The following is a 15,364-nucleotide window of genomic DNA, read 5'->3' as shown; positions in this document are numbered from 1 at the left end:
CTTATTGTGCTTTGGCTAATAAAGACAGCGCGTGATCGAGGACTTTGTCGCCCTGCATCGAACCATACTGCATCATATCAATGGCCGCTACCGGTACCCCTTGCGGTTCGGCGACGGCGGATAAACGCTGAAGCTGAAATTTCACCTGCGGGCCTAATAAAATAACATCGGCGTCTTCGATAATCTGTTCGAATTCAGAAACCGGGACGGCGGTGATATCCACTTCAATATCGCGACTGGCGGCAGATTGTTTCATTCTTTCGACTAACATACTGGTCGACATGCCCGCGGCGCAGCATAAAAAGATCTTCTTCATCATGTTCCCCTGGCGTAATAAGCGTTGTATTCCGCAGAAATGCGGCAAAATATATTCTGCGGAGTAGGGTTAAATGCAACAAGTGAAGGGCGGCACAAAACCGATTTATAGCGCTGGTACTTTTATTGTTTCGAATGAAGAAAAGCGGAATTTATTAATTATAAACATAAATATAGAGATGTTACTTTCATTTCTTGTAGTGTTATTTTTATTCGTTTTTATGCATTACCTCCCACTCTGGCCAACTAACGACACTGGTTCGGCGATACGCCAAACTGGCGGCGAAAAGCCCGCGAAAAGTAGCTAACGTCGCCAAATCCGCAGCGCTGGGCGATATCGTTGACCGAGTCGCTGGTAAACAGCAGCTGATAGCGTGATTGCAGCAGCCGGAGGCGGGCGAGATATTGCTGCGGCGAAACGCCGGTATAGTCGCTGAAGCCGCGCTGTAGGGTGCGCCGCGAAACGTTAAAGCGCTGACACAGCGCGTCCAGATCGAGCGGCTGCTGCCACTGGCCGTTGAGGTGAATCAGCACCTGGCTGATGCGGTCTTCACTGGAGTGAAAGTCCTGCGTTTTATAGCGCCAGAGGTTTAGCGTGTGCAGTACTTCGAGGAAAATCATCTCCTTATGACTTTCCGCCAGCAGCGGGTCGTTGAACTCTTCTTGCTTATGGCTTGCCAGACGGTCAAACACGCGCTGCATAATCCCCACGTCCAGCTGCCAGACGTTGCTTTCCCCCTCCTGCGGCAGCAGATAATCGATGTGCTTGATAAAGTTAAAGCTGTCGCGCCCCAGATACAGCAGGTTCACCTGCTGCAAATCTTTCATCTCTTCAAACAGGTGGTAGTCCTGGCGGTTCAGGTAGCACAGCGTGCCGCTGCTCAGCAGGTACGGCTTTTCATTGATGACGTGAATTCCGCTACCGCTGCCCACCAGAAACAGCTCACAGTATTCGTGCGAATGTTCGTGGCTGATGCTTTTTTCCGGGTGCCAGAAATGAAATACCACGCTCTCCTGCGGATGGCGAAAATGGGTATCACGGGGTAACACTAGCGACATAGACACTCCAGGCGGTTTATCACTCAGAGTGATAGTGATACCAGAACGAACGGAGGACGCCTTGACCTGCTTGCCACCCGGCAACGGCGGCTGGCAAACAGAGAAAGCTTATCGGCTCTGATTTAACATCGCCATTAATTCCATCGGCGAGCGCCGCTGTTTGAGCAGATCGCGCATCGCCTTCATATGCGGTGCGCTGTAGGTGAAGAAGCGGCGGTAGCCCGCGCAGAGCGCGCTTTTCCCGCCGGCGTGGCGGTGTTTGGGGCAGTCGCCGTGACAAAAACGCAGCACCGAGCACTGGCGACACGACGCGGCCAGCCCGCGCTGTTTTTGCTGCCCAAAGTCTATAGCTGCCGGCGTGGCGTTCAGCGCCTGTAGCGTCTGCTGATGGATATTACCGAGATAATAATCGGGGTAAACGTAGTGGTCGCACTGGTAGAGATCGCCGTTGGCTTCCAGCGCAAAGGCGTGGCCGCAGGTTTCGCTAAACGCGCACATTTGCGACGGATAGCCGCTCCAGACGCCGAGCGTCGAGTCAAACAGCTGCACATAAACCCGGCCAATATCTTCGCGCACCCAGAGGTCGAAAACGTCGGTTAAGAACGCACCCCAGGCTTCGTCGGTGACCGATTCGGCGCTGAGCTTGCCGCTCTCGTCGCGCTCAACCAGCGGAATAAACTGCAGGAACGGCGTGCCGAGGCCGCGCAGATAACGATAGAGGCGCTGCGGCTGCAGGCTGTTCAGACGGTTCACCACCACCAGCAGATTAAACTCGACGCCGTGTTTCACCAGCGTCTCAATCGCCTTCATCACCTTGTGATGCGTCGGCTTGCCGCTGCGGTTAACGCGCCAGGCGTCGTGGAGATCGGCCGGGCCGTCCAGCGAAATGCCGACCAGCCAGCCGTTGTCGCGAAAGAAGCGACACCAGTCATCGTTGAGCAGCAGGCCGTTGGTCTGGAACGCATTGTGGATCTGTTTGCCGTTGGCGTACTGGCGCTGCAGCGCCAGCGCACGCTGGAAAAATGCCAGCCCGCACAGCGTGGGCTCCCCACCCTGCCAGGCAAAGATGACCTCCGGCCCCGACTGCGCCGCGATATGCTGGCTGATAAAGCGCTCCAGCGTGGCGTCGTCCATCATCGGCAGTTCTGGCTTTTCGATGTAGAAACAGTAGCGGCAGTTGAGATTACAGCGAGAGCTGGCCGGTTTGGCCATCACCTGACATCCAGTCATGTAAAATCCCTGATAAAAATAATGAGTTGGCGTATGTGGGTAACAGCAAACAATATTGCGAGGGATAACACCGCGAGGGAGATCAAAAATTTGTCACGCACCGCGCGCTTCTGCACAAAATCGCCCTGCGTGACGTCCATCAGGTTGCGATGGCGGGTATAGCGCCAGAGGATGATCGCCACCACCGCCAGCACCCCCAGCGATATCCAGAATAGCATCCCGGCCTGATGCCAGTTGTGCTTGAGCGCCAGCGCCATCAGCGCGCCGTAGCCCAGCAGCGTGCGGAACCATGCCAGTGAGGTGCGCTCAGGCTGTAGGCCCGGGTCGGACAGCCGCCGGGCTTTGCGACTATCCGGCATACAGCACCAGCACCATCACGATCACCGCCACAATCATCAGGATAACGCTGATGGCCAGCAGACTGTGGGTATAGGGGAGATCCTCTTTCAGCCGCATCGCCTTCTCATTCCGCAGCCAGCGCAGATAGCCATAAATTGCCAGCCCACCGGCAAACAGGCACAGCATCAGCGCTAGCGCTTCGCGAATCACCGGCGTAGCAAAGTCTGGCGCCAGCTGGTCTAGCCCGACGCCCGCCGCCAGAAAGCCCAGCGAGGTACGAATCCAGGCCAGAAACGTACGCTCGTTGGCCAGCGAGAAGCGGTAGTCTGGCGCTTCTCCGAGGCGGGAAATTTTCATCTTAACTCCTTGATGGTACCCGTTCGTTTAAAGTATCGACAATTCTACCTGACCACCGATGTAAAACAATGAATCCGACTATACAGATAGCTTCGCGGTAATTTGCACCATTCTCTCGGTTGTCAGCTTATAAAACAGCTTCGCCGTGAGCGCGCATAACAGATAGCAAATCCCCGGAGCGATAGTAAACAACGCAATAATGGTGTTCAGCGTGGCTGGCGTTTGCGCATTCGCCCCAGCCTGATAACCACCTGCCGCCAGCATCCAGCCAATTACCGCGCCGCCAACGGCAAGGCCCATTTTCAGCACAAATAGGGTTCCGGCGAAGCTAATGCCCGTCAGGCGTTTACCGCTAACCACTTCACCGTAGTCCACCGTGTCGGCCATCATCACCCATTTAATCGGCGTCATAATCTGATGCAGCACGCCAATCACAAAGATCAGGCAGAACATCACTACCATGGTATCCATCGGTACAAAGAACATCGCAAAACTGAGAAGCGTCAGAATCAGGTTGCAATAAATGAATACTGAGACTTTACAGAAGCGCCCGCTCAGCGGCTTTGCTACCGCACTACCCACAATATTGCCTACGCAGTAGGTCGTCAGGAATAGGGAAAATAGTTTGGGCGACTCCATGATCCAGGTGACGTAGTACATCATTACGCCGCCGCGAACCGAGGTACCGATAATCGCGAACACCGTCAGAAATCCGACGACGCGCCACTGATCGTTTTTCCAGATATCGCGCAAATCACCGATCATACCTTTGAATCCCATGCTGGTCGGCGGAGCAACAACACGTTCCTTGGTTGTGAAGAAGCAGATAAAAAACATCACGATAGCGATGACAGAGAGCAAAGTTATGCTGGCCTGAAAACCAAAGGCTTTATTCTCGCCGCCAAACCAGTCGACAAGATTCATCATCAATGCGGTAGATAACATTCCGCCTGCTGTAGCTAAAACAAAACGCCATGACTGTAAAGACATTCGCTGCTGTGGGTCGCTGGTAATCACACCACCCAATGCGCAATAAGGAATATTCACGATGGTATACATCAGCGTTAAGCCAATATAGGTTATCGTCGCGTAAATCATTTTTCCGGTCAGCGATAAATCTGGAACGCTATAGGTTAATACACAGCTAAGGCCAAACGGAATGGAAGCCCAGAGTAGCCAGGGACGGAATTTCCCCCAGCGGGTCCGGGTTCGGTCGGCCAGTAACCCCATGCAGGGATCTGAAATAGCGTCTAAAATTCGTGTTACCAGAAACATACTTCCAATGAATGCCGCTGGCAGACCTGCGATATCGGTATAAAAAAACATTAAATACAGCATCACATTGTCGAATACAATATGGCTTGCCGCATCTCCTAAGCTAAACCCGATCTTCTCTTTTAACGTCAACAGTGAATTACTCATAATTTATCCGTTGAATTGTGTAGTAAGGCAACATATTAAGATTAGAATTTTATATTTTTGAATTATGTTTTTTTGCTTTCCTTTTATGTTTATTTTTATATGTGATTTCGCTCTCGTAAAATATCATTCATAGTCACAGCGTATAATTAAATATAAATAATTCATGTTATATATTGAATGCGATTTATGGCCTCCCTATTCTGCTACGGTAACTATTAATTATTTTATTAAAAGAGGATTTACCATGCCGAATACCATTCAAACCCACGTTGTCGTTAACCCTTTCAACCAGAATCTTCTCTCTGCACAGGTGAGTATGTCTACTGAACTCGCAATGAAATATCGCTATAGCGTTCAGGGGAAAACACAGGATACGAATTTTACTTATTACAATGATGAATATTTACTAAACCCAGTCATCCCTGTGATTGGGCTGTACGCCAATCAGGAAAACACCATCATTATTGAATGTTTCTTCACCGATGGCACCCAAAATACGCTCAGCGTTATTGCTGACACTACCGGTCAGAACTACGGCGAGACGCCGCTCACGGTTGATTTTATTATTAATGATGAAACCATTGCAAAAGAGACATTAGGTAACGGTTGGCTGGTGACCTGTTATTACACCGCCTATGATAAAAATGGCGATCTACGTATGGCATTTATTGATGCATGGGATAATAACAACCTCAAAAGTGATAGCAGCGCAATCTACCCGGGGTTTGATATTTTCGTCACCTCCGGTGAAACCTATGCCCAAACGCTGAAACGAATGAACCTACTCGGTGAAGAGCGTCAGCGCTACCAGGCTCCTGCAGGCAATGGTTTCCACCACGATGTTGCCTTTGGCCCTGACGGTAACATGTTCTGCCTTGTAACCCTGCTGGAAAACCAGACAGCTGAGCAGCGCCAGCAGGCTTCACTCTATAAATACGACGTCACCAGCGGGGAAATCCTTTGGTCGCGTGATTACTCTGCGTTATTTGATAATCAAGATGTATGTATTGATGCACAACCTAATGATATCCACTTCAACTCATTGGCCTTCAGTACGCAGATCAACCAACTTATTTTAAACAACCGCTCAACCAGTACTATTTACGGTATCAATTACGAGAACGGCGATATTGTATGGACGATTGATAACCCTGATTATTCACTGGTTGCCGAAGATGTTAACTTACAGCCTATTGATGCCGCTAATTTTATCTATCCCAACGGTGAACATGCCGTTTTCCCGACAACTAATGTAAAATATGCAGACTATCTTACCGAGAATCGCCTCGCGATTACGCTCTTCAACAACAAAGCGGCATTATTTGATGATGGAAGTGAAAATGACAAAAAGATGGAGGACCCGATCCCTGATGAATACTATGAAGCACAAGTTGACTCGCAATGCCTGGTATATGGTATTGACCTCATAGCCAACACCGTAGCGTTACTGGACGTTTTTGAAATTGCCGGTCAGCGCAGTAATATCACATCAGAGATCCACGAAGCCGGAAATTATTACAGTATTATGTATGGTGTTGACAGTAACTTCTTTATTATCGATACCGATAACAACATTGCCGTTGAATGCTATAGCGTGTATCCCGCGCTCACCTATCGTGGCCGTTTATTCTCCTTTGATGAATTACGACAGCTGATTTAAATAGACGCCGATGCTGGGTCAGCCCCAGCATCGGCATACGTTACGAAATTCCACAACCAATTTATGATAATTCCCATCTGTGATCCCTATCCTGTACAAGCCACGGCAATAACCTTTAGCTTTCCGGAACTGAAAATAGCGCCCGTACAGGAGAAGTGATGAAAGCTATAATGGTTATGTATGATTCATTAAATAGACATTATTTAAGCCCATATAATTCCAGATGGACCCATACGCCTAATTTTTCCCGGCTCGCCAAAAACAGCATGGTATTTGATAAAAGCTATGTGGGTAGCCTGCCGTGCATGCCAGCCAGGCGTGAATTGCATACCGGGCGCTATAATTTTCTGCACCGCAGCTGGGGGCCATTAGAACCGTTCGACGACTCTTGCTTCGAAATAATGAAAAACAATGGCGTGCACAGCCATTTAATCAGCGACCATTATCATTATTGGGAAGATGGTGGCTGCACTTACCATAATCGCTACGCTTCATGGGAGATTGTTCGCGGCCAGGAGGGTGACCACTGGGAGCCGGATATCAAAAAGCGCGAGTTCCCGCCGCATCTGGGCCAGATGATGTCTCAGGACCAGGCGAACAGGGAGAAAATTCTGCAGCAGGATAAATTCCCTATTGAGAAGACCTTCGATCTCGGTATGGAATTTATTGAGAAATTCCATAATCAGGACAACTGGTTCCTGCAAATTGAAACCTTCGATCCTCATGAACCGTTCTTCCACCGCCGCCAGGCAGAGAAAAAAGCCGGCCCCGAATTTGACTGGCCGCACTATGCGCAGGTCAGCGAAGAGGAGCGCCCGTGGGTTGATAATTTGCGTGAAGAATACCGTGGGCTGCTGGATATGTGTGACGTCGGTATTGGCCGCGTGCTCGACATGATGGATAAATACAATCTATGGGAAGATACACTGCTGATTATTAATACCGATCATGGCTACCTGCTGGGTGAGCACGACTGGTGGGCCAAAGCGAACGACGCCAACTTCTATGAAGAGGTATCCCATACGCCGCTGTTTATTTATGACCCGCGCAGCAAAAAGACCGGCAGATGCCAGCAGCTGGTGCAAACTATCGATTTAGCGCCAACGCTGCTGGACTATTTTAACCTGCCGATTCCACAAGACATGCAAGGCAAAGCGCTGAAAGAAACTATCGCCAACGATGTGCCGGTGCGCCAGACCGCCCTGTTCGGCGTGTACGGCGCGCAGGTCAGCTGCACGGACGGCACCTGGGTGTACACGCACGCGCCCACCCAGGCGAACCGTCCGCTCAACCACTACACGTTAATGCCCACCCATATGCGCCACCCTTTCACGCCGCAGGAGCTTCAGCAGACCGAAATGGTGGAGTCCTTCAGCTTTACCAAAGGCTGCCGCCTGATGAAAATCGCCGATATTGGCCTTGGCATGGTGCCGCTGGAGCATCACTGGCAAAGCGTGTTGTTTAACGTGACCGACGATCCCCGCCAGGCGACGCCGCAGCACAACCCGGACGTTGTCGCGCGTATGAAGAAAGAGATTGTCAGGATGATGAAGGAAAACGAGGCGCCGGAAGAGCAGTATCAGCGTCTGGGTCTTACCGTTTAAACGCTCGCCGGGCTGCGACAGCCCGGCGCATTTTCGGTCAAAACTTCTGTTTCTTCTCTTCAACCTTCACGCCCTGCGTCGGCAATCCAGTGTCATAGTCGCGCACCACCGGTGAATAGCCGTCTTCCGGACGCGGGCGGAACGCCCCCATCCAGCGCGGCTGTGCCTGCGATCGCCACGGGCGCAGGCTCCACTGGTAGGTACGGAACGGGTCGCGGATGTTATCCATGTAATCCAGCAGTGCATCGTGCAGCTCATCGCGTATCGTTGCGTGCTGCGGGTCATCAATCAGGTTACGCATCTCGTCAGGGTCGGCGTGGCGATCGTACAGCTCATCGCTGGTAAACAGGTTCAGCACCAGCTTGTAGCGGTCGGTCACCCAGCAGCGTACCGGAATAAAACCGCCAAAACTGTCGTGCTCAATCTCGTAGCGGTTGAATTCAACCATCACGCCGCGATCGGCGGCGGCGTCCAGCAGGTTGCCGCCGGGTAAAATGTCCGGCTTATCAATTCCCGCCAGCGCCATCATGGTTGGCAGCAGATCGATATGGCTGACCGGCGTATCAACCTGACGCGGCGTTCCGCCTGGCGCTCGCATAATCAACGGGATACGCGTGATGTCGTCGTACATCGCCGCGCCTTTGCTGATGAGCCTGTGCGCCCCCATCATTTCGCCGTGATCGGAGGTGTAGATAACCCAGGTGTTATCGCGCTGGGCGGGGGTCAGCGCATCAATCACCCGGCCTATCTGATCGTCGACAAAATCGTTGCAGGCAAAATACATCGGATGGTAATAACGGCCATCCTCCTGCACCGGAGACGGCATCGCCTGCGACCACAGGCGATGGTGTAGCGGTTTGTCGACTAAATCATCATGCGCTTTATCGCCCAGATCGTAGTAAAAATCCTGATACTTTTGCAGGTACTCCACCGGGCAGGTAAACGGATGATGCGGTTCATCGTAAGACACCACCATCAGGAACGGTTCGTCACGCTGCGGCGCGCTGGCGAGATAATCCACCGCGCGGTTGCTAATGCGATGGGCCCAGGTAAAGGTTTCATCAATGCCGTGCTGCTGTAAATCTTCGATGCTATTCAACCCGTTACGCCACAGGCCGATCTGCTCTTCGCTCAGTTCGCTGAGGTAATTCGCACCGTCATACCAGTAGTCGGCGTCCCATTCCGGCGGGCATTCGCCGGTGCCGAAATAATCATGGCCGTCCAGATGCCATTTACCGATGTAACAGGTTCGATACCCGGCGTCCTTAAAGTAGCGGCCCATGGTGGAGATGTTTTTCCCCGGCGCAACGTTATTGGTCCACGGGCCGGACTGATTGGCATAAATCCCCGTAAACAGCCCGGCGCGCGCAGGCGTGCAGACCGGGCTACAGGTATAGGCGGAGTTGAAGCGGATACCTTCCGCCGCCAGCGTATCAATGTGGTTGGTATTCAACGGCTTGCCGCTGTAACAGCCGACCATATTGGTCGCCTGGGTATCGGTCATAATGAATAAGAAATTGGGACGGCTCATGGTTTTTCCTTAACATCGGCAGGACACAGCGCGGGCGTGGCGAGACGGTTATGTTGCCAACGGCTGTAAATCAGGTATGCCACCACGGCGGCAGTAATGGCGTAGCTGATGACGGCAATCCAGCGGGTGCTGTAGCCGCCAAACTCGGCTAATCCGGCATAAACGCCAATCATCGCAAACAGGATGCCTACGGAAGCGACCTTCACGTGCCGGTACGGCGTCATATCTACGGCAAACGCATCCTGGAATTTGAACGGCGTCGCGCGCGGCCAGATAGCGCCAATGATCAGCATCACCACCACGTTGATGCAGAAGGTGCAGGCCAGCACGTAGAGGAAGTGGAAGTTGAAGTGCACGAGATAATTGATGGTGATATAGCTGACGATCCCCAGCCCCATCGCCACTTTCGCCGCCACGGCAGGAATGCGCGGAAAGAAAAATCCCATGATGATAATGGTCACCAGCGGCACGTTGTAAATCCCGTTGAGCTGCTTCATCCAGCTGTATAGCCCCTGCGGCGCATTGGCTATCCACGGCGCCACCAGCACCGACACCACGGCGATAAACAGGCCAAACTTTCGCCCAATGCTGACCAGCTGCGCGGACTCGGCCTGTTCATTGATCACGCGGCGATAAATTCCCATGCTAAACAGCGTACTTGCGCTGTTCAGGAAGCCGTTAAAGGTACTGATGACGGCACCGAACAGAACCGCGCCGAAGAAACCGACCAGCGGCGTCGGCATGACTTTATTTACCAGCGTGGGGTAGGCCATATCGGCGCTCGGCAGATCCTGATACAGGTGGAAGGCGATAAGGCCGGGAAGCACCAGAATCAGCGGGTCGAGCATTTTCAACACCGCGGTCAGCAGCGCGCCTTTTTGCCCTTCCGCGAGGCTTTTGGAGGCCAGCGTGCGCTGGACGATGCCCTGGTTGGTGCACCAGTAGAAGGTATTCACCAGAATCAGCCCGGTAAACGCCGCGCCGATCGGCAGCGGGTCGGCGCTGCCGCCGATGGAGTTGAGCTTGTCGGCATGTACGGTAGTCAGCTGCTCGATGCCCTGTATAAAGCTGCCTTTTCCCATGGCGATCAGGCCAAATACCGGCACCATCAGGCCGCCAATCACCAGCCCGATGCCGTTAATGGAGTCGGCAATCGCCATCGCCCTCATGCCGCCAATCACCGCGTATATAATCCCGGCCAGCCCCAACATAATCACCAGCAGCCAGATTGCCGCGCCCTGGGAAATGCCCAGCGATTCACCGATATGAAACAGGCTGTTCAGCGCCAGCGCGCCGGAATAAAGTACAATCGGTAAAAAGCAGATACCGGTGGCGATAAGGAAGCAGCAGTCGATAATAATGCGGGTGGTTTTATCGTAACGCTCTTCCAGAAAATCAGGGATGGTGGCAATGCCGCGCTGTAGGTAGCGCGGCAGAAAAATCAGCGCCAGGAAAATCAGGGTGACGGCGGAGGTCACCTCCCAGCCCATCACCGACATACCGCTTTTGTAGGCCTGCCCGGAGAGCCCCACCAGTTGTTCGGTGGAAAGGTTGGTCAACATTAGCGAGGCGGCAATCACTGGCGCTTTCAGCGATCTTCCGGCCAGAAAGTATCCCTGCTGCGAGCCCGTATCTACCTTGCGAATTTTCCACCAGGTGATCGCCGCGACCAGCAGCGTAAACCCGACAAAACTCACTATTTGTATCGTATTCATCTTGTAGCCCTTTTCATTATATCCCGCCGCTATCAGGGTCAGAGGAATAGCGTTTTGTCGGGTTTAGGCGATGAGAATCATAAAATAAGAAACACGGTATCCCTGAACATTCCTTTTTTTGCTAAATTTCACCATTCAGGTTGCAGGCATCATTCGCTGAAGAGATATTAAAATGAATGGAAAAATACGAATTTCGCATGTAAAAAACGAAACCACGTATAATATTCCGTTAGTTCTGGAAGAAAATGTGATCTCAAGCGGGATCTCCCTGCTCTCACTGTGGCATACGCTGGCCGATGAGAGCTACCGCGTGAGCTGGCCGCGGGATAAGAAAAAGCCGCTGATTGCTAACTCCTGGGTGGCAATATATACCGTCCAGGGCTGTGGGGAGATTTACCTGAAGAATAATACCCAAATCACCCTTAACGGTAACTGCATTATTTTCCTTAACCCAATGGAGATAAAATCATACCACTGCGTTGGTTTAATCTGGGAACAATACTGGATGGAGTTTATTCCAACCACCTTAATGTCTATCCCGATCATGCAATTAGGCATTATTTATAATGGCGATATTTATAATAAGGAAATGAATGAAGTCGCTACATTGATTACCAGCGACGATCCGCTAAAAAACAACCTGGCCGTCGCCTGCCTCACTAAAATTATTTATCAGTGGATTTGCCTTATTGCCGAAAATGGCAAAAAAGATCGCCAGCTTCTCAAGCTGGAAAAACTGATCGCCCTGCTGCACGCCAACCCGCAGAAACGCTGGAGCGTTGCCGGGATGGCCGACGAGATGCAGTGTAGCGAACCCTGGCTGCGCCGACTGTTTGTCCGCTATACCGGGAAAACGCCCAAAGAATATTATCTCGACGCCCAGCTTGAGCTGGCGCAATCGCTGCTCAAGCAGGAGGGAAATACGGTAAGTAAGGTGGCAGGAATGCTGAATTTTTTTGACTCATTTCACTTTAGCAAAGCGTTCAAACATAAGTTTGGCTACGCGCCGTCGGCGGTACGGAAAGTTGAAAGCCCGCAGCAAGAATCTGCGGGCTCGGCCGATTAGTGCAGCTCCGGCCAATAGTCCTTATTGGCCTCAATCAAATCATCCAGGATAGCTTTCGCCACCGAGGCGCTCGGTACGGTTTTTGACAGCGTAATCGCCTGCCACAGCTTGTGGTATGAGCGCTGCTCCCACGCATCCACCACCAGTTTTTCCACCATCACCTGCTGGCCCATCATCCCTTTCTGGAAGTGCGGAATATCCCCGACCGTCAGCGGCTCCGGCCCGTTATGGCCCACCAGGCACGGAATTTCGACCATCGCATCGGCGTCAAAGTTATGGATTGCGCCATTGTTCGGTACGATAAGCAGCATGCGCTCCTGGGTGTTGAAGGCGATAGCCGCCGCCAGATCGACGATGTAAGACGCGTGTTCGTCAATTTCCAGCTCGCCCGCGGCGCTTTGGCCCGCTTCGATAATCGCCCGGCAGGCGCTGAACACGTTTTTCTCGCGGTGATCCATCACTTCATTGGCGCGAGTACGTTCCGGGTTGGAGTGGGCGACCACGTAGTCCGGGAACAGATAGTATTTCAGATAGGTGTTCGGCATGGTGTCCGGATCCAGCGCCTGCACGTCTTTCGCTTTCGCGAAGGTATCATTCCAGCTGGCTTCGGTATGCGGGTCGTTAGAAGGCGGAACATAGCCATATTTAGCCACATGTTCGCGTAACTTCGGCATCAAATCGTTACCCTGTAAATCTTCGATGGATGTCCACCAACCGAAGTGATTCAGGCCGTAGTAGCGCACGCGCATCTGTTTGCGGTCCTGAAGGCCGACAATCTGCGCCATCCGCCCTTCAATGCCGATGGGCATATCGCAGATATTGAGGATTTTAGCATTCGGGCGCAGACGGTTCGTCGCCTCCGCCACAATCGCCGCCGGGTTGGAGTAGTTCAGCATCCAGGCGTTCGGCGAGTATTTTTCCATGTAATCCACCAGCTCCAGCACGCCGCCAATCGAGCGCATACCGTAAGCGATGCCGCCCGGCCCGCAGGTTTCCTGGCCCAGCACGCCGTGGCGCAGCGGAATTTTCTCGTCTTTTTCACGCATCGGGTATTTGCCCACGCGGATGTGCGCCATCACGAAATCAACATCGGTAAAGGCGGTTTCCGGGTCCGTGGTGTAGCTGAATTCGATATCCGGCGCCTGCTCCTTCAGCACAATTTTGCAGGCCTCGGCGATCGTTTCCTGACGTGCGCCGTCGTTGTCATAAAACTTCAGCGAGCGGAGCGGAAAACGATCCTGGTTTGCCAGCAACATCAGAACGATACCCGGAGTAAATGTGCTGCCGCCGCCTGCGATAACAACTGAGAATTTTTTCATGATACAGCCTCTGTCAGAGTGGATTGTTCGGTCGGGAAAGATGATTTCATTAGCGTTTCAAGCTGGTCGCGCACCTGCGGGACGTGCAGGCCGACAATGACCTGAATCGCGTTGCCGTGACGCACAACGCCGTGCGCCCCCAGCGATTTAAAGACGTCATCGCTTTGCGTTTTCGCCATATCGTGAAGGCCAATACGCAGTCGGGTCGCACAGTTATTGATGCTGGCGATGTTGGCCGCGCCGCCTAGCGCCTGTAGGTAACCGACTGCCTGGCCCTGCTTCGCGTCAGGGGCTCCTGCGGCGCTGGTTTTACCGCGCGCGGCCTGGTAATCGGCTTTGCTGTAAAGTTTGATTTCACTGTCTTCGCGGCCCGGCGTTTTGAGGTTGAGGCGCAGAATGATCGTCCGGAAGACCACGAAATAGAGCGCCGTGAAGCACAGCCCGATGCCTATCTGGATAAACATCGTCGACGCGTGGTTATGGAACATCGGGATCCAGTTTTGCGGCAGGAACTGATCTAACAGGCCGCCGCCCATGTTGCCGACCACGCCGCACATGTACATCACCGTCGCCATCGTTGCCGCCAGCACGGCGTGAATGGCAAACAACAGCGGAGAGATAAACAGGAAGGTAAATTCAAGCGGTTCGGTGATCCCCACGAGTACCGCCGTCAACGTGGCAGGAATCAGCAGCCCCGCCACTTTCAGCCGGTTTTCCGGCGCGGTGGTGAAGTACATAGCCAGCGCGATACCCACGGAGCCAAACACTTTAGAGTTACCGTGCAGCGCGAATCCCCCTTCCGGGAACAGCGCTTTCAACGGTTCGGTGCTTTGACTGAACGCTTGCAGATGCTCTGCCCAGTAAACCTGGATACCGCCTTCGACGACGGCCGGACCAAAGATGAACGGCCCATAGACAAAGTGGTGAAGCCCGGTCGGGATGAGAATGCGCTCCAGGAAGGTGTACACCCACACGCCCAATGCGCCTGCACTACGTAAGAATGCCTGCAGGGACTCGATCCCCATCTGGACTTTCGGCCAGCCGAGCAGCGTTAGCCAGGCGCAGGGAATCATCACCAGGAATGCTACGATCACCACAAATGATGAGCCCTGGAAGATGCCGAGAAAGACCGGAAGCGGTTTATCGAAATAGCGGTTGTGCAGCGCGGTGACGATACCGGAAATCACGATTGCGCCAATAATGCTGGTATCGAGCGTTTTAATGCCGGCAATCATCGTCAGGCCGCTACCGGCGGTGGGGTCGACGGAGAAATCAACGCCGAAAAAGTGGCCCCAGGTCATCCCCATGGCGTTAATAAAGTAGTTCCACGTCATAAAGCTCACCAGCACCGCAAGGCACGCTCGCCCCTGGGCCTGTTTTGCCAGGCCAATAGGCAGGCCAACGGCAAAAATCAGCGGCATGTTGCGGAATACCGTCCAGCCGCCTTCTTCAATAATATGAACAATCTGGGCAAATAAATTATCAGGTGCCGTTAGCGCTTCGCCGACAAACATCGGGTTGCGCAGCATGATGGCGATACCCACCACGATCCCGGCAAAAGGAAACAACAAAACCGGGGTAAACATGGCGCCGCCAAAGCGTTGTATTTGACTGAGCATTGAGCAATCCTCATTTAACAACTCGTAGGGTAAGTGGCCTTTTTATGTTGATCTTCGGCCTGCTACGAGAATAAGAATTCGCTCTCCAGACAACATGCGGACAGGTTGTGATTCGTGATCGCTTTCAT

The 15,364-nt window shown here is 52.7% G+C and carries 13 protein-coding genes; 3 read left to right on the top strand and 10 right to left on the bottom strand.

What is annotated here, in order from left to right; all coding sequences use genetic code 11:
• Position 1: 1 nt before the first annotated feature.
• From ACK5JN_RS16830 to ACK5JN_RS16805, 6 genes are all read right to left on the bottom strand, one after another.
• Positions 2 to 316, bottom strand: coding sequence for a PTS sugar transporter subunit IIB (locus ACK5JN_RS16830; RefSeq protein WP_416871273.1), 315 nt, complete (start codon positions 314 to 316; stop codon positions 2 to 4).
• Positions 317 to 561: 245 nt separating this feature from the next.
• Positions 562 to 1,374, bottom strand: a complete 813-nt coding sequence (locus ACK5JN_RS16825) for a helix-turn-helix domain-containing protein (protein WP_416871210.1) — start codon at positions 1,372 to 1,374, stop codon at positions 562 to 564.
• A 108-nt stretch (positions 1,375 to 1,482) separates the two neighbouring features.
• On the bottom strand, positions 1,483 to 2,604 hold the full coding sequence (locus ACK5JN_RS16820) for an anaerobic sulfatase maturase (protein ID WP_416871209.1): 1,122 nt from the start codon (positions 2,602 to 2,604) through the stop codon (positions 1,483 to 1,485).
• Positions 2,601 to 2,963: a DUF202 domain-containing protein gene (locus ACK5JN_RS16815; RefSeq protein ID WP_416871208.1), complete on the bottom strand. Its 363-nt coding sequence runs from the start codon at positions 2,961 to 2,963 to the stop codon at positions 2,601 to 2,603. The genes ACK5JN_RS16820 and ACK5JN_RS16815 overlap by 4 nt, the downstream gene beginning before the upstream one ends.
• Positions 2,953 to 3,300 (bottom strand): YidH family protein, encoded by a 348-nt coding sequence (locus ACK5JN_RS16810; protein ID WP_416871207.1) that lies wholly within the window; start codon positions 3,298 to 3,300, stop codon positions 2,953 to 2,955. The genes ACK5JN_RS16815 and ACK5JN_RS16810 overlap by 11 nt, the downstream gene beginning before the upstream one ends.
• A 78-nt stretch (positions 3,301 to 3,378) precedes the next feature.
• Positions 3,379 to 4,722 (bottom strand): glycoside-pentoside-hexuronide (GPH):cation symporter, encoded by a 1,344-nt coding sequence (locus ACK5JN_RS16805; RefSeq protein WP_416871206.1) that lies wholly within the window; start codon positions 4,720 to 4,722, stop codon positions 3,379 to 3,381.
• Between the two features lie 244 nt (positions 4,723 to 4,966).
• Between ACK5JN_RS16805 and ACK5JN_RS16800 the strand changes: the two genes are divergently transcribed.
• Both ACK5JN_RS16800 and ACK5JN_RS16795 read left to right on the top strand, forming a co-directional pair.
• Positions 4,967 to 6,382: an aryl-sulfate sulfotransferase gene (locus tag ACK5JN_RS16800; RefSeq protein WP_416871205.1), complete on the top strand. Its 1,416-nt coding sequence runs from the start codon at positions 4,967 to 4,969 to the stop codon at positions 6,380 to 6,382.
• Between the two features lie 158 nt (positions 6,383 to 6,540).
• Entirely contained in the window at positions 6,541 to 7,986 is a 1,446-nt protein-coding gene (locus ACK5JN_RS16795) for a sulfatase (RefSeq protein WP_416871204.1), read from the top strand.
• A gap of 37 nt (positions 7,987 to 8,023) precedes the next feature.
• Here the strand turns inward: ACK5JN_RS16795 and ACK5JN_RS16790 are convergent, their stop codons facing one another.
• Both ACK5JN_RS16790 and ACK5JN_RS16785 read right to left on the bottom strand, forming a co-directional pair.
• On the bottom strand, positions 8,024 to 9,517 hold the full coding sequence (locus tag ACK5JN_RS16790) for a sulfatase-like hydrolase/transferase (RefSeq protein WP_416871203.1): 1,494 nt from the start codon (positions 9,515 to 9,517) through the stop codon (positions 8,024 to 8,026).
• Entirely contained in the window at positions 9,514 to 11,232 is a 1,719-nt protein-coding gene (locus ACK5JN_RS16785) for a solute:sodium symporter family transporter (protein WP_416871202.1), read from the bottom strand. Before ACK5JN_RS16785 ends, ACK5JN_RS16790 begins: the two co-directional genes overlap by 4 nt.
• A gap of 172 nt (positions 11,233 to 11,404) precedes the next feature.
• Here ACK5JN_RS16785 and ACK5JN_RS16780 point away from each other — a divergent pair, with 172 nt between their 5' ends.
• Complete coding sequence (locus ACK5JN_RS16780; RefSeq protein ID WP_416871201.1) at positions 11,405 to 12,298, top strand: helix-turn-helix transcriptional regulator; 894 nt, start codon at positions 11,405 to 11,407, stop codon at positions 12,296 to 12,298.
• On the opposite strand, the gene ACK5JN_RS16775 is transcribed toward ACK5JN_RS16780, so the two are convergent.
• Both ACK5JN_RS16775 and ACK5JN_RS16770 read right to left on the bottom strand, forming a co-directional pair.
• Entirely contained in the window at positions 12,295 to 13,617 is a 1,323-nt protein-coding gene (locus ACK5JN_RS16775; protein WP_416871200.1) for a 6-phospho-alpha-glucosidase, read from the bottom strand. The two genes, ACK5JN_RS16780 and ACK5JN_RS16775, sit on opposite strands and share 4 nt — an antisense overlap.
• On the bottom strand, positions 13,614 to 15,236 hold the full coding sequence (locus ACK5JN_RS16770) for an alpha-glucoside-specific PTS transporter subunit IIBC (RefSeq protein WP_416871199.1): 1,623 nt from the start codon (positions 15,234 to 15,236) through the stop codon (positions 13,614 to 13,616). The genes ACK5JN_RS16775 and ACK5JN_RS16770 overlap by 4 nt, the downstream gene beginning before the upstream one ends.
• Positions 15,237 to 15,364 lie beyond the last annotated feature (128 nt).

Source organism: Kluyvera sp. (assembly GCF_047971185.1).
Taxonomy (GTDB): domain Bacteria; phylum Pseudomonadota; class Gammaproteobacteria; order Enterobacterales; family Enterobacteriaceae; genus Kluyvera.
This window is presented reverse-complemented; position numbering and strand designations above follow the sequence as displayed.